We start from the raw sequence: 26,252 nt of genomic DNA, 5'->3' as shown, positions 1-26,252 counted from the left end.
GTTCATCCTTCTTTTCGTCGGTGCTCGGTTGGCGTTTTGTCACCGGTCACGTCGCGATACCACAGTTCATGATGCTTGCGCGCCCAAGCCCGGCTGACCCAGCCATGCAGCATGGCGCCTACCGACCCCTTGATCCAGATACCGGCATAGATGTGCACGATGATGCTGAGCACCAGCACGAACGCTGCGAAGGCATGCAGCAAGGTGGCCAGGCGTATGGCGCCGATGTCGAAGAAGTGACTGAAGTAAGCGCGCCAGATCACCACCCCACTGACCATCAGGACCAGCATGCACACCAGCAGCGTCCAGAACAGCAGCTTCTGCCCGGCATTGTACTTGCCGATGGCAGGCACCCCTTCCTCCTGGTTGCGCATGACTCGATCGATTCTTCGCAACCACAGGCGGTCGTTGGCGGTAATGAAGTTGGCACGCCAGAAACGCACCACCAGGCCCAGGAAGAACACGAACATCGCCACACCCAGGAAAGGGTGCAGGATGCGCGTCCATGGCCCGCCGCCGAACAGATTGCTCAGCCAGAACAAGGCGGGGTGAAACAGCGCCAGCCCCGACAGGCCCGCCAGAAAGAACAGGATCGCCACTATCCAGTGGTTGCTGCGCTCGTTGGCGTTGTAACGCAGGATAGGCTTGTTGTCGTTCATGGCCGCTGCTCCCCTTGCCCATCGGACTTGTTCGGGTCGAACACATGCACTGCCGGGTCTACCTGGTGCACGCTGGTGTCGGACGCTGCAGGCTCCTCATCCTCCTCGACACGCTGCGGCCCGACCCGTACATAGTGGAAGAAGCCGGCCACCACCGCGGCCCCCATGGCCAGCAAGGCCAGAGGCTTGGTGAAGCCCTTCCACAGTCCCACCAGCGGGCTGATCACCGGCTGGTCCGGCAGCCCGGCATACAGCTTGGGTGTATCGGCATGGTGCAGTACGTACATCACATGGGTCCCCCCTACGCCATCAGGGTCGTACAGCCCAGCGTTCTCGTAGCCTCGGGACTTGAGGTCGACGATGCGTTCATCGGCATGCACCTTCATCTCGTCCTTGCTGCCGAAGACGATGGCGCCGGTCGGGCAGGTTTTCACGCAGGCTGGCTCCAGTCCTACGCTGACGCGGTCGGAACACAGGGTGCACTTGTAGGCCTTGTGGTCCTTTTGCGAAATGCGCGGGATATTGAACGGGCACCCGGTGATGCAGTAGCCGCAGCCTATGCAATGGTCCTGGTTGAAGTCGACGATGCCGTTGGCGTGCTTGATGATTGCACCGGGGCTTGGGCACGCCTTCAGGCAACCGGGGTCTGCGCAGTGCATGCAGCCATCCTTGCGGATGAGCCACTCCAGGTTGCCGTCGTCGCGCTCGTGCTCGGTAAAGCGCATCAATGTCCAGGTTTCGGCGCTCAGGTCCTGAGGGTTGTCGTAGGTCCCGTGGTTGTGGCCTACCTCGTCGCGCAACTCGTTCCATTCCGAACACGCCACCTGGCAGGCCTTGCAGCCGATGCACTTGGTGGTGTCGATCAGCTTGGCAACCTGCTCCTGCTCGCGTACCGAAGGCGGCACGGTGGTGGTGGCCGACCGGGCGATGATGTCTTGGCTGGCCATCAGAGTTTCTCCACTTTGACGAGGAACGACTTGGACTCCGGTGTCTGGGTATTGCCATCGCCCAGGAACGGTACCAGGGTGTTGGTCAGGTACCCGTGCCGCGTGGACCCGGTAAAGCCCCAGTGCAGCGGGATGCCGATCTGATGCACCGTCTGGTTGTTGACCTGCAGCGGACGTATCCGCTTGGTCACCACCGCAACGGCATCGATATGCCCGCGCTTGCTCGACACACGCACCCTGTCGCCCGCCTTGATGCCTTTTTCATTGGCCAGTACTTCACCAATCTCGACGAACTGCTCAGGCTGGGCAATGGCGTTGAGCCGGCAATGCTTGCTCCAGAAGTGGAAATGCTCGGTCAGGCGGTAGGTGGTGGCCGCGTATGGGAATTCATCATGTGTACCCAAGGTGTCCCACACTGAATCGAAGATGCGCCCTGCCGGGTTGCTGACCACCTTCTTGTTGTTCGGGTGCAGGGGGTTGATGCCAATCGGTGTTTCGAAAGGCTCATAGTGCTCGGGGAACGGCCCCTCGGCCATCTTGTCGATGGCGAAGAAACGCGCCACACCCTCGGGGTTCATGATGAACGGGTTCATGCCCGCTTCCGGCGGCGAATCGACCTTGAAATCAGGCACGTCGGTCCCGCCCCATGCCTTGCCGTTCCACCAGACCAGACGCTTCTTCTCCGGATCCCAGGGCTTGCCTTGCGGGTCGCTGGAAGCACGGTTATAGAGAATGCGTCGGTTGGCCGGCCACGCCCATGCCCAGTTCTGCACCTGATGCATGCCATAGGGGTCGCTGTTGTCGCGGCGCGCCATCTGGTTGCCCTGCTCGGTCCAGCAGCCGGCGAAGATCCAGCAACCAGAAGCCGTGCTGCCGTCGTCCTTGAGCTGGCCGAAGCCCGACAGTTGCTGACCGGACTTGACGGTCGCATCGGTCGGGTCGGTGAAGTCCGTCACGGCCCAGCCGTTCATCTCCTTCGCCAGTTCCTCAGGCGACGGCTCTTCGGCGATCTTGTACGGCCAGTGGATGTTCAGCAGTGGATCGGGGTAGGCCCCCCCTTCCTTCTGGTACCGCTGCCGCAAGCGCAGGAACAGCTCGCTCATGATCTGCACGTCAGTGCGGGTTTCACCCGGGCCGTCGGCGCCTTTCCAGTGCCATTGCAGCCAGCGGCTACTGTTGACCAGCGAGCCATCCTCTTCGGCGAAGCAGGTGGTGGGCAGGCGGATCACCTCGGTCTGGATACCGGCCGTGTCCACATCGTTGAACGGCCCCACGTTGCGCCAGAACTCGGATGTCTCGGTGGCCAACGGGTCCATGACCACCAGCCACTTGAGCTTGGCCAGTGCCGCGGTCACGCGGTTCTTGTCAGGGAGGGCGGCAATCGGGTTGAAACCCTGGCACATGTAGCCGTTGACCTTGCCCTGGCTCATCATCTCGAACATGCGCAGCACGTCGTAGGCAGGCACGTCGAGCTTGGGCAGCCAATCGTAGCCCCAGTTGTTCTCGGCGGTGGCGTTGGGGCCGTACCAGGCTTTCATGAGGCTGACGTGGAACTTGCCGTAGTTCTGCCAGTAGGACAGCTGCCCCGGGCGCAGCGGCTTGGATGCACGCTTGTCGATGAACGCGGCGTAGTCCTGCTCGGCGTCGCCGGCAAGCGTCAAGTAACCCGGCAGCGAGTTGGATAGCAACCCCAGGTCAGTCAAGCCCTGAATGTTGGAGTGACCACGCAAGGCATTCACGCCCCCGCCTGGCATGCCGACGTTGCCCAGCAACAGCTGCACCATCGCCGCGCTACGGATGATCTGCGCGCCGATCGAATGCTGCGTCCACCCCAGCGCATACAGGATCGTCATGGTCTTGCCCGGCGCCGAGCATGTCGCGATTTCTTCCCACACCTTCATCATGGCGTCCTGCGGCATGCCACAGGTCATGCTCGCCAATTCCGGGGTGTAGCGGCTGTAGTGCTGCTTCATCAGCTGGAATACACAGCGTGGGTGCTGCAGTGTCGGGTCTACCTTGGCAAAACCGTCCTCGCCCAGCTCGTAACCCCAGCCAGACTTGTCGGCATAGATGCGCTTGCTCTCGTCATAGCCGCTGAACAGGCCATCCTCGAAGCCATAGGTGTCCTTGACGATGAAGGATACGTCAGTGTAGTTGCGCACATACTCGTGCTGGATCTTGTCATTGCTCAGCAGGTAATTGATCAACCCACCCATGAACGCGATGTCGGTGCCGGTACGGATAGGCGCGTAGTAATCGGCCACCGAAGCGGTACGGGTAAACCTTGGGTCGACCACGATCAGCCGCGCCTTGTTGTGCGCTTTGGCCTCGGTCACCCATTTGAAGCCGCACGGGTGCGCTTCTGCTGCGTTGCCACCCATCACCAGGACCAGATTCGCATTAGCGATATCGGACCAGTGGTTGGTCATGGCGCCACGGCCGTACGTCGGGGCAAGACTTGCCACCGTCGGGCCATGTCAGACACGTGCTTGGTTATCGAACCCCAGCATGCCTGTTGCGCGAACGACCTTGTGAGTCAGGTAGCCGGCCTCGCTGGAGGCGGCGGAAGCGGCAAGAAAACCGGTGGTGAGCCAGCGGTTGACCGTCTGCCCCTGGGCGTTTTTCTCAATGAAGTTCGCGTCGCGGTCTTCCTTCATCAAGGTGGCCACGCGATCGAGCGCTTCGTCCCAGCTGACGCGTACCCACTCGTTGCTACCCGGCTTGCGTACTTCTGGGTACTTGAGGCGGCTGGGGCTATGGATGAAGTCGAGCAGACCCGCGCCTTTGGGGCAAAGGGTGCCGCGGTTCACCGGATGGTCGGCGTCACCTTCGATGTGGATGATGTTCTGCTTGACGTTCTTGCCCGCATCGCCCTGGCTGTACAGGATCAAGCCGCAGCCGACCGAGCAGTAGGGGCAGGTGTTACGGGTTTCCTTGGTATGCGCCAGCTTGAAGTGGCGCACTTGCTCGGCGAACGCAGGCGTAGGGGCCATGCCCAGCGCCGCAAGGCTCGAGCCTCCAAGGCCGACGGCGGCGACCTTGAAGAATTGCCGACGGTTGAGATCCATCGTGCACTCCTGATCAGATTTGGGCGCACGGAACATGGCCGGCGCCTCTTGGTAGTCACGGTGACGGCGGTTTGAGGACCGCCAACAGGTAAGACTAGCAAGGAATCGAAAAGGTGCGATGACGTGGATCAATCGGGTGTGATTGAAAATTTTGTAAGACGGGTCTGATGCACTTGTAGAATCAGTAAATGCAAGCCAAAAAAAACCCAGGGGTATGAACCCTGGGTTTCGGTGGGAAACGCTTAACGTTCGATCAGAACGGAATATCGTCGTCAAAGCTGTCGAAGTCAGCCGCCGGTTGTGGCGCTGGCTGCTGCGGCGCCGGGCGCTGTTGCTGCTGCGGGCGCGGAGCCTGCTGACGGGCCGGCTGCTGGTTGTACTGCTGCTGACCACCACCTTGGTTGTAGTTGTTACCGCCACCCTGGTTATACGGATCGCCGCCGCCTTGCTGGTTCTGCGGACGGCCGCCCAGCAGCTGCATGGTGCCGTTGATGTCAACGATGATTTCAGTGGTGTAGCGCTTGATGCCGTCTTTTTCCCACTCACGGGTCTGCAGCTTGCCTTCGATGTAGCACTGCGAACCTTTGCGCAGGTACTCGCCGGCAATCTCGGCAACCTTGCCGAACAGCGACACACGGTGCCATTCAGTACGCTCGACCTTCTGGCCCGACTGTTTGTCGGTCCATTGCTCGCTGGTTGCCAGGCTCAGGTTGGTCACGGCATTACCGTTGGGCAGGTAGCGGACTTCGGGATCCTGGCCACAAGTACCGACCAGAATGACTTTGTTAACCCCACGGGCCATAACGTTCTCCTAGGCTTCGCACGCCGCTGAGGCCGGATTGATCAGGCGCTCCAGGGTCGTGCGGTCCAAAATTTTCGTATCCAGTTTGATATAGACAGCTGACTCTTCCGAGACCACAACAGCGTCGGTCACGCCGGGCACGGCCATCAACCGTGCAGCCAGGCCAGCATCCTTGGTAGCCTCCGGCGACAAGGGCATGCGCAAGCTGGTCACATACGGTGGCTCGTTCATGCTCAAGGCAACGGCCAACCAGATGGCGCACAGTATCGCGCAACCAAGGAACACGGTGTTCAGCCCACCATGCTGGAACAGCCAGCCACCCAGGATGCCCCCTAGTGCAGCACCGAGAAACTGGCTGGTGGAGTACACCCCCATCGCCGTTCCCTTACCACCTGCTGGCGACACCTTGCTGACCAGCGAAGGCAACGAAGCCTCCAGCAGGTTGAATGCGGTGAAGAATACCACGGTGCCGATCACCAGTCCGCGCAAACCGTCAGCCCACTGCCAGAAGAATAGCTCGACCAGCAGCAATACGCTGACGGCCCCGGCCAGCACGCGTTTCATCTTGCGCTTTTTTTCGCCGTAGATGATGAACGGTACCATTGCAAAAAATGAGACGAACAGCGCGGTCAGGTAGACCCACCAATGTTGTTCCTTGGGCAGTCCGCCACGTTCGACGAAGGCCAGGGGCAGCGCCACGAAGCTGGCCATGAGAATGGCATGCAGGATGAAGATGCTCACATCCAGCCGTAGAAGGTCCGGATGACGCAGGGTCGGGCCAATGGCCTGACGGGCAACACCCGATTCGCGATGCTGCAAAATGTTGTGCGTGGCAGGTACTACGAAGGCAATCAACGCGATGCCAACCAAGGCCAAGCCGGCCGTTGCAAGGAACAATCCTGACAAGCCAAAGGCACTTGTCAGCAAAGGCCCGACGACCATTGCCACTGCGAAGGAAAGGCCAATGCTCATCCCGATCATGGCCATCGCCTTGGTGCGGTGCTGTTCCCGGGTCAGATCCGAAAGCAGCGCCATCACCGCTGCCGAAATGGCGCCCGCCCCTTGCAGGATGCGCCCTGCGATAACCCCCCAGATGGAATCGGCCTGGGCTGCCAGGACGCTACCCAGCGCGAACACGATCAAGCCCAGGTAAATGACGGGCCGGCGGCCGATGCGGTCGGAAATCATCCCAAAGGGAATCTGCAACACGGCCTGGGTGAGGCCGTAGGCGCCGATGGCCAGGCCAATCAGCGCGGGCGTGGCGCCGGCCAGGTCCATGCCGTAGGTGGCCAGGACCGGCAAGACCATGAACATGCCCAGCATACGAAAAGCGAAGACCAGAGCCAGACCGCCGGCGGCGCGGGTTTCATTGCCGCTCATGCGCTCGTTGTGGGTGTCGTGCATGGATTAATCTCGTGTGAACCGGCGGCGATTCTATCAGTCCGACAGCTTGACGGCATCTACGCGACGCTTTGCCGCGTACTGGCAGGGCGCCGTATAATTTTTCGTTTATGCCCGCCGAGCGAGGCCGCAGTGGACAAGATCCTGATACGTGGGGCACGTACCCACAACCTGAAGAACATCGACCTGACCCTGCCCCGGGACAAGCTCATCGTCATTACCGGCCTGTCGGGCTCGGGCAAGTCATCCCTGGCCTTCGATACGCTTTACGCCGAGGGCCAGCGTCGTTATGTGGAATCGCTGTCGGCGTATGCCCGCCAGTTCCTGTCGATGATGGAAAAGCCTGATGTCGACACCATCGAAGGGCTGTCACCGGCGATTTCCATCGAACAGAAATCCACCTCGCACAACCCCCGCTCCACCGTTGGCACCATCACCGAGATCTACGACTACTTGCGCCTGCTGTACGCCAGGGTCGGGACACCCCGCTGCCCAGACCATGACATACCGCTGGAGGCGCAAACGGTCAGCCAGATGGTCGACCTGGTGCTGGAGCGCCCGGAAGGTAGCAAGTTGATGCTGCTGGCTCCGGTCATCCGTGAGCGCAAGGGTGAGCACCTGGCGGTGTTCGACGAGCTGCGCGCCCAGGGCTTCGTGCGCGCCCGCGTCAACGGCAAGCTCTACGAACTGGACGAGTTGCCCAAGCTGGACAAGCAGAAAAAGCACAGCATCGATGTAGTAGTCGATCGTTTCAAAGTGCGTGCTGATCTTCAGCAGCGCTTGGCCGAATCGTTCGAAACCGCGTTGAAGCTGGCGGACGGTATCGCGCTGATCGCGCCCATGGACGACGAGAAAGGCGAAGAGACCATTTTTTCGGCCCGCTTTGCCTGCCCTATCTGTGGTCATGCAATCAGCGAACTGGAACCCAAGCTGTTCTCGTTCAACAACCCGGCCGGTGCCTGCCCGACTTGTGATGGCCTGGGCGTTAAGCAGTATTTCGACACCAAACGCCTGGTCAATGCGCAACTCACCCTGGCCGAAGGCGCCATTCGCGGGTGGGATCGCCGTAACGTCTACTACTTCCAGATGCTAGGGTCGCTGGCTGCGCATTACGGCTTCAGCCTGGACGAAGCATTCGGCGAGCTCGCGCCGGAGCATCAGAAGGTGATCCTGCAAGGCAGCGGCAAGCACAGCGTGGATTTCAAGTACCTCAACGACCGGGGTGACATCGTCAAGCGCTCGCACCCGTTCGAAGGGATCATCCCCAACCTGGAACGTCGCTATCGCGAAACCGAGTCCAATACCGTACGCGAGGAACTGGCCAAGTACCTGGGCACCCAACCGTGCCCGGACTGCCGCGGCACGCGGCTGCGGCGCGAGGCGCGTCACGTGTGGGTTGGCGAGAAGACGCTTCCGGCAGTCGCCAACATGCCAATTGGTGACGCCAGTGGCTACTTCAGCGCGCTTACATTGACCGGTCGCCGAGGCGAGATCGCGGCCAAGATTCTCAAGGAGATCTGCGAGCGGCTGCAGTTCCTGGTGAACGTGGGCCTGGATTACCTCACACTGGACCGCAGCGCAGAAACCCTGTCCGGTGGTGAAGCCCAGCGGATTCGCCTCGCCAGCCAGATCGGCGCGGGTCTGGTGGGGGTGATGTACATCTTGGACGAGCCGTCCATCGGCCTTCATCAGCGCGACAACGATCGTCTGCTTGCCACCCTCAATCACCTTCGCGATCTGGGCAATACGGTAATCGTCGTCGAGCATGACGAGGACGCAATCCGCCTGGCGGACTACGTCGTGGACATTGGGCCAGGGGCTGGCGTGCATGGTGGCAAGATCGTCGCTGAGGGCACGCCTCAGGAAGTCATGGACCACCCGGACTCGGTAACCGGCCAGTACCTGTCCGGCCGTAGAAAGATCGTGGTCCCTGCCAAGCGCACCCCGCGCGACAAGAAGCTGCAGCTCAAGCTTAAGGGCGCACGCGGCAACAACCTGCAGAACGTTGACCTGGAAATCCCCATCGGGTTGCTAACCTGCGTGACCGGCGTCTCAGGCTCCGGCAAGTCCACGCTCATCAACAACACCCTGTTCCCCCTTGCGGCCACGGCCCTGAATGGCGCAAGCAGCCTCGAAGCAGCGCCCCATGCCAGCATGGATGGGTTGCAGCACCTGGACAAGGTGGTGGATATCGACCAGAGCCCCATTGGCCGCACTCCCCGCTCCAACCCCGCCACCTACACCGGGATCTTCACGCCGATCCGCGAGCTGTTCTCCGGGGTGCCTGAATCTCGTTCACGCGGGTATGGCCCGGGCCGGTTCTCGTTCAACGTGAAAGGCGGACGTTGCGAGGCGTGCCAGGGCGACGGCCTGATCAAGGTGGAAATGCATTTCCTCCCGGACATCTACGTGCCGTGCGATGTGTGCAAGAGCAAGCGCTACAACCGCGAAACCCTGGAGATCAAGTACAAGGGCAAGAACATTCACGAGGTGCTGGAAATGACCATCGAGGATGCGCGCGAGTTCTTCGATGCGGTGCCTGCGTTGGCACGCAAGCTCCAGACCCTGATGGACGTGGGCCTTTCCTACATCAAGCTCGGTCAATCGGCGACCACGCTTTCTGGGGGCGAAGCACAGCGTGTGAAGCTGTCACGCGAGCTGTCCAAGCGCGATACTGGGAAGACCTTGTATATCCTGGACGAGCCTACTACGGGCCTGCACTTCGCCGATATCCAGCAGCTGCTGGACGTTCTGCACCGGCTTCGTGACCACGGCAACACCGTGGTGGTCATCGAGCACAACTTGGACGTTATCAAGACTGCCGATTGGCTGGTGGACCTTGGACCGGAGGGCGGTTCCAAGGGCGGGCAGATCATCGCGTGTGGCACGCCCGAGGAACTGAGCAAGATGAAACAATCCTACACCGGGCATTACCTCAAGCCTCTGTTGGAGCGAGACCGGGCGTGATGAACGCGAAGGGGCGCCTCGGCGCCCCTTTTTCATCGGCTTGTAGCCCTTGTGCTAGAGCCGACACACGACTCAAGCACACAGCAATCAAGGCATTACATCTGTGATTGCAGATAATTCTGCAGACCGATCGCCTTGATCAAGCCTTGCTGCTTCTCAAGCCAATAGGTGTGATCCTCTTCGGTATCGGCCAGTTGCGCGCGCAGAATGTCACGGCTCACATAATCCTTGTGCAGTTCGCACAATTCGATCCCCTTGCAAAGCGCCGCTCGCACTTTGTATTCCAGCTTTAAATCAGCTTCGATCATTTCAGGCACGGTGGTGCCGACTTCGAGGTCATCGGCCCGCATGTCTGGGGTGCCCTCGAGCATGAGAATGCGGCGCATCAAGGCGTCAGCATGCTGAGCCTCTTCCTCCATCTCATGGTTGATGCGCTCGTAGAGCTTGGTAAGGCCCCAGTCTTCGTACATGCGCGAGTGAATGAAGTACTGGTCACGTGCGGCCAGTTCGCCCTTCAACAGCATGACGAGGTAATTGATGACGTCTGGGTGGCCTTGCATCGCCGGGGTTCTCCATATGGAAGCGTGTATGCCGCATAGTGTGAACCACGTTGTGCGCCTGGTCACTGAAAAACGCGCGACTCGATGCAAAAAATCGGGCAAACGGTAGTGATATTCATTGAAAAACCGCCCAAATGAGGGCGGTTATTCTTATCACTTCGACTTAGGCGATATTCATTCCAAGCGCCTTAGCGACACCCGCCCCGTAAGCGGGATCGGCCTTGAAGAAGTACTGCAATTGACGCTGGATCACATCGTCGGTCACGCCGGCCATTGCCCCGGCGATGTTGCTGACCAGCAGCTCCTGCTGCGCCTGGCTCATCAACCGGAACAGGGCGCCCGCGTGGCTGAAGTAATCAGTGTCCTCGCGATGATCATACCGATCGGCCAAACCGCTAAGCGCAAGCCCGGGCTCTGCATGACGCGGCGATTGCTTGGGAGCATCGGCGTAGCTGTTGGGCTCATAATTGGGTGCCCCTCCGTAGGCACCCATCGCCATCGAACCATCACGCTGGTAGCTATTGACCGCACAGCGGGGCGCGTTCACCGGCAATTGCTGATGGTTGGTGCCTACCCGATAGCGGTGGGCATCGGCATAAGCAAATACCCGGCCTTGCAGCATGCGATCAGGTGACAGCCCCACTCCAGGGACCATATTGCTTGGCCCGAAGGCAGCCTGCTCAACTTCAGCGAAGTAGTTCAGCGGGTTGCGGTTGAGCTCCAGTACGCCTACTTCAATCAGCGGATAATCTTTCTGCGACCAGGTCTTGGTCACATCGAACGGATTCTCGGGGCGGTTCGCAGCCTCAGCTTCACTCATGACCTGGATGCATACAGTCCAGCGTGGGTGGTCGCCACGCTCGATTGCCTCGCACAGGTCGCGCTGGGCGTAGTCCGGATCGGTACCGGCCAAACGCGCAGCTTCAGCGGGCGCCAGATTCTTGATGCCCTGCTGAGTCTTGAAGTGCCATTTGACCCATGTACGCTGACCGTCCGCGCTGATCAAGCTGTAGGTGTGGCTACCGAAGCCGTGCATATGCCGATAGCCGTCAGGAATGCCGCGGTCCGAAAACAAGATCGTGACCTGGTGCAGCGCTTCCGGCGAATGAGACCAGAAGTCCCACATCATCTGGGCACTCTTCAGGTTGGTCTGGGGGTGGCGTTTTTGCGTGTGAATGAAGTCTGGAAACTTCAGTGGATCACGGATGAAAAACACCGGCGTGTTGTTGCCGACGATGTCCCAGTTGCCTTCTTCGGTATAGAACTTGACCGCGAAACCTCGTGGGTCACGCTCTGTATCGGCCGAGCCGCGCTCTCCACCTACAGTGGAGAATCGCAGAAACGTTTCGGTCTGCTTGCCAACCTGCTCGAACAGTTTCGCACGGGTGAGGTGGGTGATGTCGCGCGTCACCGTGAACGTGCCGTAGGCACCAGAGCCTTTGGCATGCACACGTCGTTCGGGGATATTTTCGCGGTTGAAATGCGCGAGCTTCTCGATCAGGTGGAAGTCGTCGAGCAGCAGGGGGCCGCGTGGGCCTGCGGTACGGGAATTCTGGTTATCCGCAACAGGGGCACCGCTGGCGGTAGTAAGCGTTTTGCTCATGAGCTTTCCTCGATCAGTCTCAAATGCCTGTATGTCGGCTTGGGAGAATTATCAGCAGGATCGCGATCAACGACAAATTCATTGAATTACTGAATGCAATAGAGATTGTTAATGGCCTGAACCACAAAAAACCGGGCACTAGGCCCGGTTCTTTGTAGCAGACAAAACGTCTTACTCGGCAGCTTCTACAGCACCACCGACTGGACGATCAACCAGCTCGACGTACGCCATTGGCGCATTGTCGCCAGCGCGGAAACCGCACTTCAGGATGCGCAGGTAGCCGCCCTGACGGGTGGCGTAGCGCTTGCCCAGATCGTTGAACAGTTTACCAACAGCGGACTTCGAACGGGTACGGTCGAAGGCCAGACGACGGTTGGCAACGCTGTCTTCCTTGGCCAGGGTGATCAGCGGCTCGGCAACGCGACGCAGTTCCTTGGCTTTCGGCAGGGTGGTTTTGATCAGCTCGTGCTCGATCAACGACACTGCCATGTTCTGGAACATAGCCTTGCGGTGAGAGCTGGTACGGCTCAGGTGACGTCCACTTTTACGATGACGCATGATTCATTCCTTACCAAACACTACGTTCGGTGATTACGACGATCAGGCGGTCGCCTTGTCGTCTTTCTTAAGACTTGCAGGCGGCCAGTTGTCGAGGCGCATGCCGAGAGACAGACCACGAGAGGCCAGGACGTCCTTGATTTCAGTCAGGGACTTCTTGCCGAGGTTAGGAGTCTTCAACAGCTCCACTTCGGTACGCTGAATCAGGTCGCCGATGTAGTAGATGTTCTCCGCCTTCAGGCAGTTGGCCGAACGTACAGTCAGTTCCAGGTCGTCAACCGGACGTAGCAGGATCGGATCGATCTCGTCTTCCTGCTCGACTACGACAGGCTCACTGTCACCTTTGAGGTCGACGAACGCGGCCAGCTGCTGTTGCAGGATGGTCGCGGCGCGGCGGATAGCCTCTTCAGGATCCAGGGTGCCGTTGGTTTCCAGATCAATGACCAGCTTGTCCAAGTTGGTACGCTGTTCAACACGTGCGTTTTCGACCACATAGGCGATACGACGCACAGGGCTGAACGAAGCGTCCAACTGCAGACGGCCAATGCTACGGCTTTCGTCTTCGTCGGTCTGACGGGAGTCGGCCGGCTCGTAACCGCGACCACGAGCTACAGTGAGCTTCATGTTCAGGGCGCCATTCGACGCCAGGTTCGCGATTACGTGATCGGGGTTGACGATCTCGACATCGTGATCCAGCTGAATATCGGCAGCGGTAACCACCCCCGAACCCTTTTTCGACAAGGTCAGCGTAACTTCGTCACGACCATGCAGTTTGATAGCCAGGCCTTTCAGGTTCAACAGGATTTCAATGACATCTTCCTGTACACCTTCGATCGCGGAGTACTCGTGGAGTACGCCATCGATCTCGGCCTCGACTACTGCACAGCCAGGCATGGAGGACAACAGGATGCGGCGCAGCGCGTTGCCCAGGGTATGGCCGAAGCCACGCTCGAGAGGCTCGAGCGTGATCTTGGCGCGGGTCGGACTGACTACCTGCACATCAATGTGGCGGGGAGTCAGGAACTCATTTACCGAAATCTGCATGGATGCACCTATTTTCTAGCCCTTACTTGGAGTAGAGCTCGACAATCAGGTTTTCGTTGATGTCGGCAGACAGGTCGCTGCGAGCAGGAACGTTCTTGAAAACGCCCGACTTTTTGGCAGCATCCACATCAACCCACTCAACGCGGCCACGCTGGGCACACAGTTCAAGGGCTTGAACAATGCGCAGCTGGTTCAGCGACTTCTCACGAACCGCGACCACGTCACCCGGACGAACTTGGTAGGATGGAATGTTTACAGTCTTACCGTTGACGCTGATCGCTTTGTGCGAAACCAGCTGACGGGACTCGGAACGAGTCGAGCCGAAGCCCATACGGTAAACGACGTTATCCAGACGGCACTCGAGCAGTTGAAGCAGGTTTTCACCGGTTGCGCCTTTTTTCGAGGCAGCAGCTTGGTAGTAACCGCGGAACTGACGCTCCAGAACACCGTAGATACGACGGACTTTTTGTTTCTCGCGCAGCTGGGTACCGTAGTCGGACTGACGGCCACGGCGCTGGCCGTGGATACCTGGGGCTGCTTCGATGTTGCACTTCGATTCCAGAGCGCGAACGCCGCTCTTCAGGAACAGATCGGTGCCTTCACGACGAGACAGTTTGCATTTTGGACCAATGTAACGTGCCATTTATCTGTCTCCTGATTACACGCGACGCTTCTTCGGCGGACGGCACCCGTTATGCGGGATTGGCGTCACGTCGGTGATGCTGGCGATCTTGTAGCCGCAGCTGTTCAATGCACGAACGGCGGACTCACGACCTGGACCTGGACCCTTGACGTTTACGTCGAGGTTCTTCAGACCATATTCCAGCGCAGCTTGACCAGCACGCTCAGCAGCGATCTGAGCTGCGAACGGGGTGGATTTGCGCGAACCACGGAAACCCGAACCACCGGAGGTCGCCCAGGACAAAGCATTGCCCTGACGGTCGGTGATGGTCACGATGGTGTTGTTAAAAGAAGCGTGGATGTGGGCGATGCCATCAACCACTGTCTTTTTGACTTTTTTACGAGGACGAGCAGCAGGTTTTGCCATGTCTATATTCCTGGGCGATTACTTGCGGATCGGCTTACGCGGGCCCTTACGGGTGCGTGCGTTGGTCTTGGTGCGCTGACCGCGAACCGGCAGACCTTTACGATGACGCAGGCCGCGGTAGCAACCCAGGTCCATCAAGCGCTTGATCTTCATGTTTACGTCACGGCGCAGGTCACCTTCAGTGGTGAACTTCGCGACTTCGCCACGCAGGGTTTCGATTTGCTCGTCGCTCAGATCCTTGATCTTAGCGGCTGGATTTACACCAGCATCCACACAGATTTTCTGTGCAGTAGTGCGACCGACACCATAGATGTAGGTCAGCGAGATAACAGTATGCTTGTTATCTGGAATGTTGACGCCTGCAATACGGGCCATTCAGTGGGACTCCAATTGACAGCTACCTACGCCCCGGAAGCCAAGAAATAGGGCGCGAGATAATATCGCTGTAGAAACAAATAATCAACCCAGCAGCACACTAGCTGCTGGGTTTGAAGCGCGAATCACACTCAGCCTTGGCGCTGTTTGTGACGCGGTTCCGCGCTGCAGATCACTCGTACGACGCCTTCGCGACGGATGATCTTGCAGTTGCGGCACAGCTTTTTCACCGATGCACGAACTTTCATTACCGACTCCTCGAACCTTAGGGGCGTATCAGCGCAGCAAACCGCTGCCACCGTAGCCTTTCAGGTTGGCTTTCTTCATCAGGGATTCGTACTGGTGCGAAACGAGGTGCGATTGTACTTGGGACATGAAGTCCATCACAACCACTACCACAATCAGCAACGAGGTCCCGCCAAGGTAGAACGGCACATTTGCTGCCACCACCAGGAACTGGGGCAGAAGGCAGACGGCCATCATGTAAAGAGCACCGAACATGGTCAGACGAGTCAAGACGCCATCAATGTAGCGCGCCGACTGCTCACCAGGACGGATACCCGGAATAAAGGCACCGGACTTCTTCAGGTTTTCCGCTACGTCTTTCGGATTGAACATCAACGCCGTGTAGAAGAAGCAGAAGAAAATGATCCCTGCACTAAACAGCAGAATGTTCAACGGCTGACCAGGAGCGATCGACTGCGAGATGTCCTGCAGCCAGCCCATACCTTCGGACTGACCGAACCAGGCACCCAGCGAAGCCGGGAACAGCAAGATGCTGCTCGCGAAAATGGCCGGGATTACCCCTGCCATGTTCACCTTCAGCGGCAAGTGGCTGGTTTGCGCAGCGAAGACCTTGCGGCCCTGCTGACGCTTGGCGTAATGAACGGCGATACGCCGCTGACCACGTTCAATAAACACCACAAAACCGATGATCGCTACTGCAAGCAAACCGATAGCGACCAGGGCGAAAATGTTGATATCACCCGTACGCGCAGACTCGAAAGACTGCCCGATTGCTCTCGGAAGACCGGCAACGATACCTGCGAAGATCAACATCGAGATACCGTTGCCCACACCGCGCTCGGTGATCTGCTCACCCAGCCACATCATGAACATCGCGCCTGCCACGAAAGTGGAGACGGCAACGACATGGAAGCCGAGGCCTACAGAAAACGCCACGCCCTGGTTGGCCAGGCCAATGGACATGCCAATGGCTTGAACCAGCGCCAGGATAACGGTGCCGTAGCGGGTGTACTGGCTGATCTTGCGACGGCCAGCTTCACCTTCCTTCTTCAACTGCTCCAGTTGCGGGCTGACCGCAGTCATCAGCTGCATGATGATCGATGCCGAAATGTACGGCATGATCCCCAATGCAAAGATGCTCATGCGCTCGAGCGCGCCACCGGAAAACATGTTGAACAAGCTAAGAATGGTCCCCTCATTCTGCCGAAACAGATCCGCCAGACGGTCCGGATTGATGCCGGGAACCGGGATATGTGCACCTATCCGATAGACGATGATCGCCATGAACAGAAAGCGCAGACGAGCCCAGAGTTCCGACATCCCGCCCTTACCGAGCGAAGAGAGAGCACCTTGCTTAGCCATTTATTCCTCGAACTTGCCGCCAGCTGCTTCGATAGCCGCACGCGCACCCTTGGTGGCTGCGATACCCTTGATGGTGACTGCGCGAGTGACTTCGCCAGACAGCATGATTTTCACACGCTGTACGTTCTGGCCGATCACGTTGGCATCCTTCAGGGATTGCACGGAGATCACGTCGCCGTCCACTTTGGCCAACTCGGACAGACGCACTTCTGCGCGGTCCATGGCTTTCAGGGAAACGAAGCCGAACTTCGGCAGACGACGGTGCAGCGGCTGTTGACCGCCTTCGAAGCCCGGAGCGATGGTGCCACCGGAACGGGAGGTCTGACCTTTGTGACCGCGGCCACCAGTCTTACCCAAACCGCTACCGATACCACGGCCCGGACGATGCTTCTCGCGACGGGAACCCGGCGCTGGACTCAGATCATTGAGTTTCATCGATTAACCCTCGACCTTCAGCATGTAGTAAGCCTTGTTGATCATCCCGCGGTTCTCGGGAGTATCCTGGACTTCTACAGTGTGACCGATGCGACGCAGACCCAGGCCTTTAACGCACAGAATGTGGTTAGGCAGACGGCCGGCGGTGCTCTTGATCAGCGTTACTTTAACGGTTGCCATGATCAGAAGATCTCCTCGACGCTCTTGCCGCGCTTGGCAGCAATGGATTCAGGAGATTGCATGGCTTTCAGACCCTTGAAGGTGGCGTAAACCACGTTCACTGGGTTGGTCGAACCGTAGCACTTGGCCAGAACGTTCTGAACGCCAGCAACTTCCAGGACAGCACGCATTGCGCCACCGGCGATGATACCGGTACCTTCCGAGGCAGGCTGCATGTAAACCTTCGAGGCGCCGTGGGCAGCCTTGGTGGCGTACTGCAGGGTGGTGCCCTTCAGGTCAACCTGAATCATGTTGCGGCGAGCAGCTTCCATGGCTTTCTGGATCGCGGCAGGTACTTCGCGCGACTTGCCACGGCCAAAGCCAACACGACCCTTGCCATCACCCACCACGGTCAGCGCGGTGAAGGTGAAGATACGGCCGCCTTTTACGGTTTTGGCAACGCGGTTAACTTGAACCAGCTTCTCGATGTAGCCTTCGTCGCGCTTTTGATCGTTATTTGCCATAACTTAGAACTCCAGCCCGCCTTCACGAGCAGCATCAGCCAGCGCTTTGACGCGGCCATGGTACTTGAAGCCGGAACGGTCAAAGGCAACTTGAGATACACCGGCGGCTTTCGCGCGCTCAGCTACCAGCTTGCCAACCTTAGTGGCCGCGTCGATGTTGCCAGTGGCGCCATCACGCAGGTCTTTGTCCAAGGTCGAGGCGCTTGCCAGAACCTTGCTGCCGTCGGCCGAAATGACCTGGGCGTAGATGTGCTGCGAGGAGCGGAACACGCACAGGCGCACGACTTCGAGTTCGTGCATCTTGAGACGTGCTTTGCGAGCGCGACGCAGTCGAGTAACTTTTTTGTCGGTCATTTGCTAGGCCCTACTTCTTCTTGGCTTCTTTACGACGGACTACTTCGTCCGCGTAACGCACACCTTTGCCTTTGTAAGGCTCTGGCGGACGGAAATCGCGGATTTCAGCGGCCACCTGACCCACCAGCTGCTTATCGATACCCTTGATCAGGATGTCGGTCTGGCTTGGGGTTTCTGCGGTGATACCGGCTGGCAGTTCGTAGTCCACTGGATGCGAGAAGCCCAGAGCCAGGTTCAGGACGGTGCCTTTTGCCTGTGCCTTGTAACCAACACCGACCAGCTGGAGCTTGCGCTCGAAGCCTTGGCTTACGCCTTGGACCATGTTGTTCACCAGAGCGCGGGTAGTACCGGCCATGGCGCGAGCTTGCTGATCACCGTTGCGAGCGACGAAGCGCAGTTCGCCGGACTCTTCGGTAACTTCAACAGACGAGTGAACGTTCAGTTCGAGAGTGCCCTTGGCACCCTTCACCGAAAGCTGCTGGCCGGCGAATTTTACTTCGACGCCTGCTGGCAGCTTAACGGGGTTCTTAGCGACGCGAGACATGCCTATCTCCCCTTAGAACACTGTGCACAGAACTTCGCCGCCGACACCGGCAGCGCGCGCAGCGCGGTCAGTCATCACACCTTTGTTGGTGGAGACGATAGACACGCCCAGGCCGCCACGTACTTTCGGCAGATCTGTGACGGACTTGTACTGGCGCAGGCCTGGACGGCTGGAGCGCTTCAGTTCCTCGATGACCGGACGGCCTTCGAAGTACTTCAGTTCGATCGACAGGGAAGGCTTGGCCTCACCGGTTACCTGGTAACCAGCGATGTAACCTTCATCTTTCAGAACTTTGGCAACCGCGACCTTCAGGGTGGAGGAAGGCATGCTTACGACGGACTTTTCAGCCATCTGGGCATTACGGATGCGAGTTAGCATGTCCGCTAACGGGTCCTGCATACTCATGGGCTAGATGCTCCTGATACAAGAATTATTAGCCTTGCGGCTATCACAACCACCTAAACAGGCAGAGCACGAAGCCCAGGCTCAGGTGAGCCGGTCATTCTAGACACAAGCCAGAAACGAAACAAGCCCCATGTAGGGGCTTGTTCGAGGGAAGAGTCACCGGCGGTCGGAAGATTAACCGCCTACGCCGATGACTCAACCTGCAGCGATTACCAGGAGGCCTTGACCAGACCTGGTACGTCGCCACGCATTGCCGCTTGGCGCAGCATGTTACGGCCCAGGCCGAACTTACGGTATACACCGTGAGGACGACCGGTCAGGCGGCAACGGTTGCGCAGGCGAGCAGCGCTAGCATCGCGCGGCTGCTTCTGCAGAGCGACAACGGCAGCGAAACGCTCTTCAGGAGAGGCGTTCAGATTGACGATGGTCGCTTTCAGCTCAGCGCGCTTTTTAGCGTACTTAGCTACCGTTTGCTGACGCTTCAGCTCACGGTTTTTCATGCTCTTCTTGGCCATTTTCCTACTCCAATCAGTTGCGGAACGGGAACTTGAAAGCACGCAGCAGAGCGCGGCCTTCGTCGTCCGAACGAGCAGTGGTGGTCAGGGTAATGTCCAAACCGCGCAGAGCATCGATCTTGTCGTAGTCGATTTCCGGGAAGATGATCTGCTCTTTCACGCCCATGCTGTAGTTGCCACGACCGTCGAAGGACTTGGCATTCAGGCCGCGGAAGTCGCGAACCCGAGGCAGGGAGATCGCCAGCAGGCGGTCCAGGAATTCGTACATCTTGTCGCTACGCAGGGTCACCTTGACGCCGATCGGCCAGCCTTCACGGACTTTGAAGCCAGCGATGGATTTGCGAGCGAAAGTCACGACCGGCTTTTGACCGGTGATCTTTTCCAGGTCGGCAACAGCGTGCTCGATGACTTTCTTGTCGCCGATCGCTTCGCCCAGACCCATGTTCAGGGTGATTTTGGTAACGCGCGGAACTTCCATCACGTTCGACAGCTTAAGTTCATCCTTAAGCTTAGGAGCGATCTCGTTCCGGTAAATCTCTTTCAGTCGTGCCATGGTCTTCTACCTAGCAGTGTTCAAGCATCAACCGCTTTTTGGGTCGACTTGAAGACACGAATTTTCTTACCGTCTTCTACTTTGAAACCAACGCGGTCAGCCTTGTTGGTTTCACCGTTGAAGATGGCAACGTTGGAAGCGTGCAGAGGCGCTTCTTTTTCGACGATACCGCCCTGAACGCCCGCCATCGGGTTAGGCTTGGTATGACGCTTGACCAGGTTCACACCACCAATGACCAGACGGTCGTCAGCGAGAACCTTCAGCACCTTACCGCGCTTACCTTTGTCTTTGCCGGCGATCACGATGATCTCGTCGTCACGACGAATCTTTTGCATGTCGGATCTCCTTACAGCACTTCAGGGGCGAGCGAGACGATCTTCATGAACTTCTCAGTACGAAGTTCACGGGTCACTGGCCCGAAGATGCGAGTGCCGATCGGCTCTTGCTTGTTGTTCAGCAGAACAGCAGCGTTGCCGTCGAAACGAATGATGGAACCGTCAGCGCGACGAACACCGTGACGGGTGCGCACGACAACAGCAGTCATCACTTGGCCTTTTTTGACCTTACCGCGTGGAATCGCTTCCTTGACGGTAACTTTGATGATGTCACCGATGCCGGCGTAGCGGCGGTGAGAACCGCCGAGCACCTTGATGCACATGACGCGACGAGCGCCGCTGTTATCGGCCACATCGAGCATGGATTGAGTCTGAATCATAAAATTTCTCCGACCCCTAGCCCTTAGACTTCAACAGCGCGTTCGAGGACTTCAACCAGTGCCCAGGACTTGGTCTTGGCCAGCGGACGGGTTTCGGTAATGGAAACCTTGTCGCCGATCTTGCACTGATTGGTTTCGTCGTGCGCGTGCAGCTTAGTCGAACGCTTAACGTATTTACCGTAGATCGGGTGCTTTACGCGACGCTCGATCAGAACGGTGATGGTCTTGTCCATTTTGTCGCTGACGACACGGCCAGTCAGCGTACGGACGGTTTTTTCAGCTTCAGCCATGATCACTTACCTGCCTGCTGGTTGAGCACAGTCTTCACGCGAGCGATGTCACGCTTGACTTGCGAGAGCAGGTGCGACTGCCCCAACTGGCCAGTTGCTTTCTGCATACGCAGATTGAACTGGTCGCGCAGCAAGCCGAGCAGTTGCTCGTTCAGTTGCTGTGCGGATTTTTCACGAAGTTCATTCGCTTTCATCACATCACCGTCCGCTTAACAAAGGAGGTGGCGAGAGGCAGCTTCGCAGCGGCCAGAGCGAAAGCTTCGCGCGCCAGCTCTTCAGAAACACCCTCGATCTCGTACAGGACTTTGCCTGGCTGGATCTGGGCAACCCAGTACTCAACGGAACCCTTACCTTTACCCATACGAACCTCGAGAGGTTTCTTGGAGATCGGCTTGTCCGGGAATACACGGATCCAGATCTTGCCGCCACGTTTTACGTGACGGGTCAGCGCACGACGTGCGGACTCGATCTGGCGAGCGGTGAGGCGACCGCGAGCAACAGCTTTCAGGGCGAACTCGCCGAAGCTGACTTTGCTACCGCGCAGTGCCAGACCACGGTTGTGGCCAGTCATCTGCTTGCGGAATTTTGTACGCTTAGGTTGCAACATTTGGCGTACCCCTTACTTAGCAGCTTTTTTACGAGGCGCTGGTGCTTGTGGTTTCAGTTCTTCTTGGCGACCACCAATAACTTCGCCTTTGAAAATCCAAACCTTCACACCGATCACACCGTAAGTGGTGTGAGCTTCGTAGGTGTTGTAGTCGATATCGGCACGCAGGGTGTGCAGAGGCACACGACCTTCGCGATACCACTCGGTACGAGCAATCTCAGCGCCGCCGAGACGACCGCTCACCTGGATCTTGATGCCCTTGGCACCAATACGCATGGCGTTCTGTACGGCGCGCTTCATGGCGCGACGGAACATAACGCGGCGTTCCAGCTGCTGAGCTACGCTTTGCGCAACCAGCATAGCGTCGAGTTCCGGCTTGCGGATCTCTTCGATGTTGATGTGCACAGGCACACCCATCTGCTTGGTCAGGTCCTGGCGCAGCTTCTCGACATCCTCACCTTTCTTCCCGATAACGATACCTGGACGAGCGGTGTGGATGGTGATGCGTGCAGTTTGAGCCGGACGATGAATATCGATACGGCTTACGGACGCGCTTTTTAGTTTGTCTTGGAGGTACTCACGCGTTTTCAGATCCTTCAACAGGTAATCTGCGTAAGTAGCACCGTCTGCGTACCAGACGGAGGTGTGCTCCTTGACGATTCCCAGGCGAATGCCAGTGGGATGTACTTTCTGACCCATCTGATCGACTCCGTTACTTGTCCGCAACCTTGACAGTGATATGGCAAGACCGCTTGACGATGCGATCAGCACGGCCTTTGGCACGTGGCATGATGCGCTTCAGCGAACGCCCTTCGTTGACGAAGACGGTAGAGACCTTCAGGTCATCAACGTCTGCGCCTTCGTTGTGTTCGGCGTTGGCTACGGCCGACTCGAGGACTTTCTTCATGATTTCAGCGGCTTTTTTGCTGCTGAAGGCCAACAGGTTGAGCGCTTCGCCCACCTTCTTCCCGCGGATCTGGTCGGCGACCAAGCGGGCTTTCTGGGCGGAGATTCGAGCGCCCGACAACTTAGCGGCTACTTCCATTTCCTTACCCCTTAACGCTTGGCTTTCTTGTCAGCCACGTGCCCGCGATAGGTGCGGGTACCGGCGAACTCGCCCAGTTTGTGGCCGACCATGTCTTCGTTCACGAGAACTGGGACATGCTGGCGACCGTTGTGAACCGCGATGGTCAGACCGACCATTTGTGGCAGGATCATCGAGCGACGCGACCAGGTTTTAACTGGTTTGCGATCGTTCTTCTCCACCGCCACTTCGACCTTCTTCAAGAGGTGAAGATCGATAAAAGGACCTTTTTTCAGAGAACGTGGCACTGTCGTATCCCTCTAGTTACTTGCGACGACGGACGATCATGTTGTCGGTACGCTTATTACCACGGGTTTTAGCACCCTTGGTTGGGAAGCCCCATGGCGATACCGGATGACGACCACCGGAGGTACGACCTTCACCACCACCATGCGGGTGGTCAACCGGGTTCATGGCAACACCACGAACGGTTGGGCGAACGCCGCGCCAGCGTTTGGCACCAGCTTTACCCAGCGAACGCAGGCTGTGCTCGGAGTTCGAGACTTCACCCAGGGTCGCACGGCACTCAGCCAGGACTTTACGCATTTCACCAGAGCGCAGACGCAGGGTCACGTAGACACCTTCGCGAGCGATCAGCTGAGCCGAAGCACCAGCGGAACGAGCGATCTGTGCACCTTTACCCGGCTTCAGTTCGATGCCGTGAATGGTGCTACCTACTGGAATGTTGCGCAGCTGCAGGGAGTTACCGGCCTTGATTGGGGCCAGGGCACCTGCGATCAGCTGGTCGCCAGCGCTCACGCCTTTAGGGGCGATAATGTAGCGACGCTCACCGTCTGCGTAGCACAGCAGGGCGATGTGAGCAGTACGGTTTGGATCGTATTCGATACGCTCGACAGTGGCTGGGATGCCATCTTTGTCGTTGCGACGGAAGTCGACCAGACGGTAATGCTGCTTATGACCACCACCTACGTGACGCGTAGTGATGCGGCCATTGTTGTTACGACCACCAGACTTCGATTTTTTCTCGAGCAGCGGTGCGTGAGGAGCGCCTTTATGCAGCTCCTTGTTGACCACCTTGACCACGAAACGGCGGCCAGGGGAAGTCGGTTTGCATTTAACGATTGCCATGATGCACCCCTTCCTTACTCAGCACTGCTGCTGAAATCGAGATCTTGGCCTGGCTGAAGGGAGACGATCGCCTTCTTCCAGTCATTACGCTTGCCCAGACCACGTGCGGTACGCTTGGTTTTACCCAGAACGTTAACGGTCGACACGTTTTCAACTTTTACGTTGAACAGGCCTTCGACAGCTTTCTTGATTTCCAGCTTGGTTGCGTCAGTAGCAACCTTGAATACGAACTGGCCTTTTTTCTCAGCCAGAACGGTAGCCTTCTCGGAGACGTGCGGGCCAAGGAGGACTTTGAATACGCGTTCCTGGTTCATCCCAGCAGCTCCTCGAATTTCTTCACGGCCGAGACAGTGATCAACACTTTCTCGTATGCGATCAGACTGACCGGGTCGGAACCTTGTACGTCACGAACGTCGACGTGCGGCAGGTTACGAGCAGCCAGGTACAGGTTCTGATCAACAGCGTCGGAAACGATCAACACATCGCTCAGACCCATGCCGTTCAGCTTGTTCAGCAGATCTTTGGTTTTCGGCGCTTCAACAGCGAAGTCCTGAACCACGACCAGACGGTCGCTACGCACCAGCTCAGCGAGGATGGAGCGCAGAGCTGCGCGGTACATCTTCTTGTTGAGCTTCTGCGAGTGATCTTGAGGGCGAGCTGCGAAGGTTACACCACCGCCACGCCAGATCGGACCACGAGTGGTACCAGCACGAGCACGGCCAGTACCCTTCTGACGCCATGGGCGCTTACCGCCACCAGCCACGTCGGAACGGGTCTTTTGCTGCTTGGTGCCCTGACGGCCGCCGGCCATGTAGGCCACGACTGCTTGGTGTACCAGCGTCTCGTTGAATTCGCCACCGAAAGTCAGTTCGGAAACTTCGATCGCCTGAGCGTCATTTACATTAAGTTGCATGTCAGTTTCCCCTTAACCGCGAGCCTTGACAGCTGGACGTACAACCACGTCGCCGCCAGTAGCGCCTGGAACGGCACCCTTGACCAGCAGCAGGTTGCGCTCAGCGTCTACGCGAACAACTTCCAGGGACTGAACAGTCACGCGCTCGGCGCCCATGTGACCGGACATCTTCTTGCCCTTGAACACACGACCAGGAGTCTGGCACTGGCCGATGGAACCTGGGACACGGTGCGACACGGAGTTACCGTGGGTGTTGTCCTGGCCACGGAAGTTCCAGCGCTTGATGGTACCGGCGAAGCCTTTACCTTTGGACTGACCAGTAACGTCTACCAGCTGGCCTGCAGTGAAGAGTTCAGCTTTGATCAGATCGCCAGCCTGGAAATCGCCTTCTTCAAGACGGAACTCCCAAACACCGCGACCAGCGGCAACGTTGGCCTTGGCGAAGTGGCCTGCCTGAGCGGCAGTCACACGCGAAGCACGACGCTCGCCGACAGTGACTTGCACTGCACGGTAGCCATCGGTTTCTTCAGTTTTGAACTGGGTGACGCGATTCGGCTCGATCTCAATGACCGTGACCGGAATGGAGACACCTTCTTCGGTGAAAATGCGGGTCATACCGCACTTGCGACCGATTACACCAATAGTCATGTTGTAAACCTCATGAGTGTACGGGGCTTTCACCCGCTATGGCCGCCCATTTCAGAGCGTTACACGACCAGACCGAAGTCTTAGCCGAGGCTGATCTGCACTTCCACACCTGCCGCCAGATCAAGCTTCATCAGCGCATCAACGGTTTTATCCGTTGGCTGGACGATGTCCAGAACGCGCTTATGAGTGCGAATCTCGTACTGATCACGCGCGTCTTTGTTGACGTGCGGGGAGACCAGAACGGTGAAACGCTCTTTGCGGGTAGGCAGTGGAATTGGACCACGCACTTGTGCACCAGTACGTTTCGCGGTTTCCACGATTTCCTGGGTGGATTGGTCGATCAGGCGATGGTCGAAAGCCTTCAACCTGATACGGATTTGCTGATTTTGCATTGGATTTCAGACTCCAGGCTGTTCCCAACGGGCGCACTACGCCCGCTAAAAGGAGGCGTGATTCTATAGACGCCCCCAATTAGTGTCAACCCAATAAAAAAAGCCCCCGCTGAGCGGGGGCCTTTTTCAATCGGTCGAGTGATTACTCGATGATTTTGGCTACGACGCCGGCGCCGACGGTACGACCGCCTTCACGGATAGCGAAGCGCAGACCGTCTTCCATTGCGATGGTCTTGATCAGGGTAACAGTCATCTGAATGTTGTCGCCTGGCATTACCATTTCAACGCCTTCCGGCAGTTCGCAGTTACCGGTCACGTCAGTGGTACGGAAGTAGAACTGAGGACGGTAGCCTTTGAAGAACGGAGTGTGACGACCGCCTTCTTC

General features: G+C 58.0%; 36 protein-coding genes and 1 pseudogene. 1 reads left to right on the top strand and 36 read right to left on the bottom strand.

From position 1 onward, the window contains the following. Window positions 1-2 precede the first annotated feature (2 nt). From ACF8R3_RS09810 to ACF8R3_RS09790, 5 genes are all read right to left on the bottom strand, one after another. Window positions 3-659, bottom strand: a complete 657-nt coding sequence (locus tag ACF8R3_RS09810; protein WP_058638684.1) for a formate dehydrogenase subunit gamma — start codon at window positions 657-659, stop codon at window positions 3-5. Then, entirely contained in the window at window positions 656-1,606 is a 951-nt protein-coding gene (gene fdxH, locus ACF8R3_RS09805; RefSeq protein WP_058603954.1) for a formate dehydrogenase subunit beta, read from the bottom strand. Before fdxH ends, ACF8R3_RS09810 begins: the two co-directional genes overlap by 4 nt. Continuing rightward, complete coding sequence (gene fdnG, locus ACF8R3_RS09800) at window positions 1,606-4,674, bottom strand: formate dehydrogenase-N subunit alpha (RefSeq protein ID WP_326383769.1); 3,069 nt, start codon at window positions 4,672-4,674, stop codon at window positions 1,606-1,608. Before fdnG ends, fdxH begins: the two co-directional genes overlap by 1 nt. Window positions 4,675-4,927: 253 nt before the next feature. Continuing rightward, window positions 4,928-5,476: a single-stranded DNA-binding protein gene (locus ACF8R3_RS09795; RefSeq protein WP_058638686.1), complete on the bottom strand. Its 549-nt coding sequence runs from the start codon at window positions 5,474-5,476 to the stop codon at window positions 4,928-4,930. A gap of 9 nt (window positions 5,477-5,485) precedes the next feature. Continuing rightward, window positions 5,486-6,880 carry an MFS transporter gene (locus ACF8R3_RS09790; protein WP_058603951.1) on the bottom strand — a complete coding sequence of 465 codons (1,395 nt, stop codon included), beginning with the start codon at window positions 6,878-6,880 and terminating at the stop codon, window positions 5,486-5,488. Window positions 6,881-7,009: 129 nt separating this feature from the next. On the opposite strand from ACF8R3_RS09790, the gene uvrA reads away from it, so the two are divergent. Continuing rightward, a complete protein-coding gene (gene uvrA, locus ACF8R3_RS09785) occupies window positions 7,010-9,844 on the top strand; it encodes an excinuclease ABC subunit UvrA (RefSeq protein WP_058603950.1) in 2,835 nt (944 codons plus the stop codon). Between the two features lie 95 nt (window positions 9,845-9,939). Here the strand turns inward: uvrA and bfr are convergent, their stop codons facing one another. The 31 genes and pseudogenes from bfr to ACF8R3_RS09630 form a co-directional block, all read right to left on the bottom strand. After that, window positions 9,940-10,404 carry a bacterioferritin gene (bfr, locus tag ACF8R3_RS09780; RefSeq protein WP_023534970.1) on the bottom strand — a complete coding sequence of 155 codons (465 nt, stop codon included), beginning with the start codon at window positions 10,402-10,404 and terminating at the stop codon, window positions 9,940-9,942. Between the two features lie 163 nt (window positions 10,405-10,567). Then, the gene (locus ACF8R3_RS09775; protein ID WP_392515540.1) at window positions 10,568-12,007 is read right to left on the bottom strand and encodes a catalase; all 1,440 of its coding nucleotides are present in this window, start codon (window positions 12,005-12,007) and stop codon (window positions 10,568-10,570) included. 171 nt (window positions 12,008-12,178) lie between these two features. Further along, a complete protein-coding gene (rplQ, locus tag ACF8R3_RS09770; protein WP_003255451.1) occupies window positions 12,179-12,565 on the bottom strand; it encodes a 50S ribosomal protein L17 in 387 nt (128 codons plus the stop codon). Between the two features lie 42 nt (window positions 12,566-12,607). Continuing rightward, window positions 12,608-13,609 (bottom strand): DNA-directed RNA polymerase subunit alpha, encoded by a 1,002-nt coding sequence (locus ACF8R3_RS09765; protein ID WP_003255452.1) that lies wholly within the window; start codon window positions 13,607-13,609, stop codon window positions 12,608-12,610. A 22-nt stretch (window positions 13,610-13,631) separates the two neighbouring features. Next, a complete protein-coding gene (gene rpsD / locus ACF8R3_RS09760) occupies window positions 13,632-14,252 on the bottom strand; it encodes a 30S ribosomal protein S4 (protein ID WP_003257114.1) in 621 nt (206 codons plus the stop codon). A 15-nt stretch (window positions 14,253-14,267) separates the two neighbouring features. Beyond that, complete coding sequence (rpsK, locus tag ACF8R3_RS09755) at window positions 14,268-14,657, bottom strand: 30S ribosomal protein S11 (RefSeq protein ID WP_003255454.1); 390 nt, start codon at window positions 14,655-14,657, stop codon at window positions 14,268-14,270. An 18-nt stretch (window positions 14,658-14,675) separates the two neighbouring features. Continuing rightward, window positions 14,676-15,032, bottom strand: a complete 357-nt coding sequence (gene rpsM, locus ACF8R3_RS09750) for a 30S ribosomal protein S13 (protein ID WP_009681976.1) — start codon at window positions 15,030-15,032, stop codon at window positions 14,676-14,678. 131 nt (window positions 15,033-15,163) lie between these two features. After that, a complete protein-coding gene (rpmJ, locus tag ACF8R3_RS09745) occupies window positions 15,164-15,280 on the bottom strand; it encodes a 50S ribosomal protein L36 (protein WP_002555468.1) in 117 nt (38 codons plus the stop codon). A gap of 28 nt (window positions 15,281-15,308) precedes the next feature. After that, a complete protein-coding gene (secY, locus tag ACF8R3_RS09740; RefSeq protein ID WP_003257108.1) occupies window positions 15,309-16,640 on the bottom strand; it encodes a preprotein translocase subunit SecY in 1,332 nt (443 codons plus the stop codon). Further along, window positions 16,641-17,075: a 50S ribosomal protein L15 gene (rplO, locus tag ACF8R3_RS09735; RefSeq protein ID WP_023535012.1), complete on the bottom strand. Its 435-nt coding sequence runs from the start codon at window positions 17,073-17,075 to the stop codon at window positions 16,641-16,643. A 3-nt stretch (window positions 17,076-17,078) separates the two neighbouring features. Further along, window positions 17,079-17,255, bottom strand: a complete 177-nt coding sequence (gene rpmD, locus ACF8R3_RS09730) for a 50S ribosomal protein L30 (RefSeq protein ID WP_023535007.1) — start codon at window positions 17,253-17,255, stop codon at window positions 17,079-17,081. 2 nt (window positions 17,256-17,257) lie between these two features. After that, entirely contained in the window at window positions 17,258-17,758 is a 501-nt protein-coding gene (gene rpsE, locus ACF8R3_RS09725) for a 30S ribosomal protein S5 (protein WP_003255465.1), read from the bottom strand. Window positions 17,759-17,761: 3 nt separating this feature from the next. Beyond that, window positions 17,762-18,112, bottom strand: coding sequence for a 50S ribosomal protein L18 (gene rplR / locus ACF8R3_RS09720; RefSeq protein WP_008089801.1), 351 nt, complete (start codon window positions 18,110-18,112; stop codon window positions 17,762-17,764). A gap of 10 nt (window positions 18,113-18,122) precedes the next feature. After that, the gene (rplF, locus tag ACF8R3_RS09715) at window positions 18,123-18,656 is read right to left on the bottom strand and encodes a 50S ribosomal protein L6 (protein ID WP_009681972.1); all 534 of its coding nucleotides are present in this window, start codon (window positions 18,654-18,656) and stop codon (window positions 18,123-18,125) included. 12 nt (window positions 18,657-18,668) lie between these two features. Further along, on the bottom strand, window positions 18,669-19,061 hold the full coding sequence (rpsH, locus tag ACF8R3_RS09710) for a 30S ribosomal protein S8 (RefSeq protein WP_008089805.1): 393 nt from the start codon (window positions 19,059-19,061) through the stop codon (window positions 18,669-18,671). A 209-nt stretch (window positions 19,062-19,270) separates the two neighbouring features. Continuing rightward, a complete protein-coding gene (gene rpsN, locus ACF8R3_RS09705; protein WP_023534988.1) occupies window positions 19,271-19,576 on the bottom strand; it encodes a 30S ribosomal protein S14 in 306 nt (101 codons plus the stop codon). Window positions 19,577-19,589: 13 nt separating this feature from the next. Continuing rightward, window positions 19,590-20,129: a 50S ribosomal protein L5 gene (gene rplE / locus ACF8R3_RS09700; protein ID WP_023535025.1), complete on the bottom strand. Its 540-nt coding sequence runs from the start codon at window positions 20,127-20,129 to the stop codon at window positions 19,590-19,592. A 20-nt stretch (window positions 20,130-20,149) separates the two neighbouring features. After that, entirely contained in the window at window positions 20,150-20,464 is a 315-nt protein-coding gene (gene rplX, locus ACF8R3_RS09695) for a 50S ribosomal protein L24 (protein WP_003255476.1), read from the bottom strand. Between the two features lie 11 nt (window positions 20,465-20,475). After that, window positions 20,476-20,844 carry a 50S ribosomal protein L14 gene (gene rplN, locus ACF8R3_RS09690; protein ID WP_002555479.1) on the bottom strand — a complete coding sequence of 123 codons (369 nt, stop codon included), beginning with the start codon at window positions 20,842-20,844 and terminating at the stop codon, window positions 20,476-20,478. A gap of 23 nt (window positions 20,845-20,867) precedes the next feature. Next, the gene (gene rpsQ, locus ACF8R3_RS09685; RefSeq protein WP_023534981.1) at window positions 20,868-21,134 is read right to left on the bottom strand and encodes a 30S ribosomal protein S17; all 267 of its coding nucleotides are present in this window, start codon (window positions 21,132-21,134) and stop codon (window positions 20,868-20,870) included. A 2-nt stretch (window positions 21,135-21,136) separates the two neighbouring features. Continuing rightward, window positions 21,137-21,328 carry a 50S ribosomal protein L29 gene (gene rpmC / locus ACF8R3_RS09680; RefSeq protein ID WP_002555481.1) on the bottom strand — a complete coding sequence of 64 codons (192 nt, stop codon included), beginning with the start codon at window positions 21,326-21,328 and terminating at the stop codon, window positions 21,137-21,139. After that, window positions 21,328-21,741, bottom strand: a complete 414-nt coding sequence (gene rplP, locus ACF8R3_RS09675; protein WP_003255479.1) for a 50S ribosomal protein L16 — start codon at window positions 21,739-21,741, stop codon at window positions 21,328-21,330. Before rplP ends, rpmC begins: the two co-directional genes overlap by 1 nt. Before the next feature lie 12 nt (window positions 21,742-21,753). After that, entirely contained in the window at window positions 21,754-22,440 is a 687-nt protein-coding gene (gene rpsC / locus ACF8R3_RS09670; RefSeq protein WP_003255481.1) for a 30S ribosomal protein S3, read from the bottom strand. Between the two features lie 13 nt (window positions 22,441-22,453). Beyond that, window positions 22,454-22,786 carry a 50S ribosomal protein L22 gene (gene rplV / locus ACF8R3_RS09665; RefSeq protein ID WP_003103908.1) on the bottom strand — a complete coding sequence of 111 codons (333 nt, stop codon included), beginning with the start codon at window positions 22,784-22,786 and terminating at the stop codon, window positions 22,454-22,456. 11 nt (window positions 22,787-22,797) lie between these two features. Continuing rightward, window positions 22,798-23,073, bottom strand: coding sequence for a 30S ribosomal protein S19 (gene rpsS, locus ACF8R3_RS09660; protein ID WP_003255482.1), 276 nt, complete (start codon window positions 23,071-23,073; stop codon window positions 22,798-22,800). A 16-nt stretch (window positions 23,074-23,089) separates the two neighbouring features. After that, window positions 23,090-23,914: a 50S ribosomal protein L2 gene (gene rplB, locus ACF8R3_RS09655; protein ID WP_027915105.1), complete on the bottom strand. Its 825-nt coding sequence runs from the start codon at window positions 23,912-23,914 to the stop codon at window positions 23,090-23,092. 14 nt (window positions 23,915-23,928) lie between these two features. Next, the gene (rplW, locus tag ACF8R3_RS09650; RefSeq protein WP_003255484.1) at window positions 23,929-24,228 is read right to left on the bottom strand and encodes a 50S ribosomal protein L23; all 300 of its coding nucleotides are present in this window, start codon (window positions 24,226-24,228) and stop codon (window positions 23,929-23,931) included. After that, window positions 24,225-24,827 (bottom strand): 50S ribosomal protein L4, encoded by a 603-nt coding sequence (gene rplD, locus ACF8R3_RS09645; RefSeq protein WP_003255485.1) that lies wholly within the window; start codon window positions 24,825-24,827, stop codon window positions 24,225-24,227. Before rplD ends, rplW begins: the two co-directional genes overlap by 4 nt. Window positions 24,828-24,839: 12 nt before the next feature. Next, window positions 24,840-25,475, bottom strand: coding sequence for a 50S ribosomal protein L3 (rplC, locus tag ACF8R3_RS09640; RefSeq protein ID WP_003257089.1), 636 nt, complete (start codon window positions 25,473-25,475; stop codon window positions 24,840-24,842). Between the two features lie 80 nt (window positions 25,476-25,555). After that, window positions 25,556-25,867, bottom strand: a complete 312-nt coding sequence (gene rpsJ / locus ACF8R3_RS09635; protein ID WP_003186070.1) for a 30S ribosomal protein S10 — start codon at window positions 25,865-25,867, stop codon at window positions 25,556-25,558. 142 nt (window positions 25,868-26,009) lie between these two features. Next, window positions 26,010-26,252 (bottom strand): annotated as a pseudogene (locus ACF8R3_RS09630) (elongation factor Tu); the annotation flags it as partial.

Origin of the sequence: Pseudomonas sp. FYR_7 (genome assembly GCF_043106155.1) — a bacterium.
GTDB classification, from domain to species: domain Bacteria; phylum Pseudomonadota; class Gammaproteobacteria; order Pseudomonadales; family Pseudomonadaceae; genus Aquipseudomonas; species Aquipseudomonas parafulva_B.
This window is presented reverse-complemented; position numbering and strand designations above follow the sequence as displayed.